Genomic DNA, 2,928 nt, shown 5'->3' with positions numbered 1-2,928 from the left:
CTGATAACAGGAATGGAAAATAAAGCAGGATAATCTAAAGCAGGACGAGTACCACCCGTTGCTCTTTTTGAAGCAAGTTTTTCTACTGTATCTAAGTTTAAAAAAGCCGCTAAATTCTCGCTAATTTCCTTAGAACCAGTACGAATAACAACAATATGTTGATTTATATTACCTTCAAAATTTTGGGGGACAACAGAGGCAATAGCCATCCTTCCAACGCCAGTAATTTTTACTAATAAATCTCCTTCTCTTATTTGACTTCTTTTTAATAAGCCTTCGTGAATTTCCCTAGAGATATAAACTAAATCAGTTTGATCTAGCTCTCCTGTCACTGATAAATTTTGCACACGCACAAATGGAATGCCATTCTCAGCATCAGAATAATAACTATTTTCGCTTTTACTGGGAGTAGCTCCACTTGAATGATACTTAGAAAAGTGCCGTAAACGATATTGAGTTTTTGCTTTAACTTTTTTATCTAATTTAACAAGCTCAGGAATATAACAAAATGGATCAAGCCGTCTTTCTAGTTCCTTTGAATTTACTAAAAATATTTGATATTTATCCACATCAAGACTTAAAAAAAAACCATCCTTACCTGACTCTATCGACTCAATAAACCGCGCAAGCTCCTGACCAATAAAATCTAACTCATTATTATTAGTTGATTTACCCGTTGCATCATAACCAATATCTTCGGCAATCGCCATAAAAATCGGATAATCTTCGATTACCTTTTGCTTTTCTTCCCCATACTTATCACTCAAAGACTCCTTTAACGCCTCAATTTGGTCATTATATTCCGCCGTGACCGACTTTTTCCACTCCTTATAAAGCTCCGAATCCGTCAACGCCTTACCGGACAAATTTTGAGCATTATCAAAACCTCGTAACTCCTTTAAATGCCGCTTCTTATTATCTTCAATCTTATCCAATAACTTTAAATAATCATTACCTTGCTTAATTTGCTCCTGTAAAGTCAGTTTAGCCTGTTGAATACTTTCCGTTACTGCTTGCGAATGCTTTTTCAAAAATAAAACCGAACTTTTAACCCCCGCTCCCGTTGCCGAAAAAGCCGTCTGAGGCATGGAAACCACCGCCACAATGCGATATTTTTCCTCGATTCCCTCCCTGACATACTGCAAACTTGAATTAGTCAAAATACCATCAGGAACCACCATCGCTAAATAGCCACCTTCCTTTAAAAAACGATGACATTGCTCAAGAAATAAAACTTCTGTGCTTTGGCTGTCCCGCTCCGTTGTCCTACTTTTAGGATTTAACCAATCTACCGCCTTCATCGCAAAGCTATATTGGGATATATAAGCCTGTTCCGTTTGTTTAATAACCGAACCAAAAGGCGGATTAGTAATAATAAAATCAAAGCGATTATATGTAAAGCCTTTATTTTCTGTCCGTTTAATTAAATCTTCACTATCGCGTAAACCATCCGCCGCAATTACATTGGTATGACCATCATCATGGATAATCATATTCATTTTGGCAACCCGGGCAATCTGTTCATTAATTTCAATGCCAAACAAATTACTCTGAGCAAAATTATGCCAATGCTGATAATGTTTGTTATATTCTTTCGGATTCGTTTGATAATTGGGATAGTATTCATTGGCCTCCCTACGAACCTTCTCTAACGCATGAAGCAGAAAACCACCGCTTCCACAAGATGTGTCTAAAACTAAAGAATTGTGCTTGATGGGTAGCACATCCACAATAAACTTAACAATTGGTCGAGGTGTAAAATACTGCCCAAAATCTCCGCGAAAAAATGACCCCATAAACGTCTCAAAAGCTCGACCCTTACTATCTAAGTCTGTTTCGCCTAAATTAATACTTTCCAAATAACCCACCACCGTCCGCAACTTCTCTGGACTTAAGCGAATATCATCCTTAAAAACTTCTGCATCTGCTCGACGACCTTCTTCATATAAAGCCTTAATGCGCTCACTTAATTGCTTATTTTCCCGTTGTTTTCTTTCCTCCTCTTTTTCATTAGCTTTAGGTGCAACACTAAAGATCTGAAAATCGTAGGGTTCCCCTACCTTGCGAGCTTTCTTTTCATCCCAAATTTTACAAAAAATTAGCTTATCTAACTCGTCAAAAGCTTCCGAGGGATTCAACTCTCCCCCTCCCCATAACGATTGATGAGCCTGCTTAAAACGACGGGTTAACTCATCCTCTGTAACTACTGTTAACTCAAATAACTTTTGTCCATTAGAAATACCACCACCTTTAGCATATTTAAAACGCGCTAATGTTTCCACTCCCGATTGTGGAATATCAGTGATAGTAATTCTTTCCTTTGGCTTTTCTGTTGGTACTTGATAATATTCATCTTTAATACCGGAAGTTATCCAAACATATTTCGCTCCTTCCGCCACCGCATAACTAAAACCCTGCTCTACTGCCTGAGTAAATTCTAATTCTGAAACCTCTTGTTTTTTACATTCAACAACGATATGAGGGGATTTATGCCCATCATCATTATAAACAATAATATCCGCTTCTTTGGTCGATGATCCCATTACTACGGGAACAAATAACCGAATCCGCTTTTGAGCATAACCATAGGTCAAAACTAATTTTAAAAAAGTCTCAGCCTGTACCTGTTCTTCAGGATTGCTATAATTGCGCTTTTTATTTTGATTAATATAGGTAATATATTTCTCCTCATCATCTAACTTAATTAAGCCTTTTTTTATTCCTTCTTGAATTAAACTCATAAGCGTCTGATGACCGATTCATTTACTGAGATAAAAAAATTATAATATTAACCGGGCATTTCAGGCAACCCAAAAAAAGTTAACTTGAGCATCTTGATTGTTTAGCCCGTTAAGTAGCTGGTTATAATTAAATTAAAAATGGATTTTAGGTTCGATCCCCCCTGCCCCCCTTGATAAGGGGGGTGCC

The 2,928-nt window shown here is 37.2% G+C and carries 1 protein-coding gene; it reads right to left on the bottom strand.

Annotation, left to right across the window (positions count from 1 at the left end):
* Positions 1 to 2,741: N-6 DNA methylase (locus tag IQ242_RS21385; RefSeq protein ID WP_228021136.1), on the bottom strand; the 2,741-nt coding region annotated here is incomplete at its 3' end.
* Positions 2,742 to 2,928: the final 187 nt, after the last annotated feature.

The sequence above is a fragment of the Microcystis sp. LEGE 08355 genome, from assembly GCF_015207185.1.
GTDB classification, from domain to species: Bacteria; Cyanobacteriota; Cyanobacteriia; order Cyanobacteriales; family Microcystaceae; genus Microcystis; species Microcystis panniformis.
The sequence above is the reverse complement of the archived record's forward strand: the minus strand, read 5'-3'. Positions and strand labels throughout refer to the sequence as shown.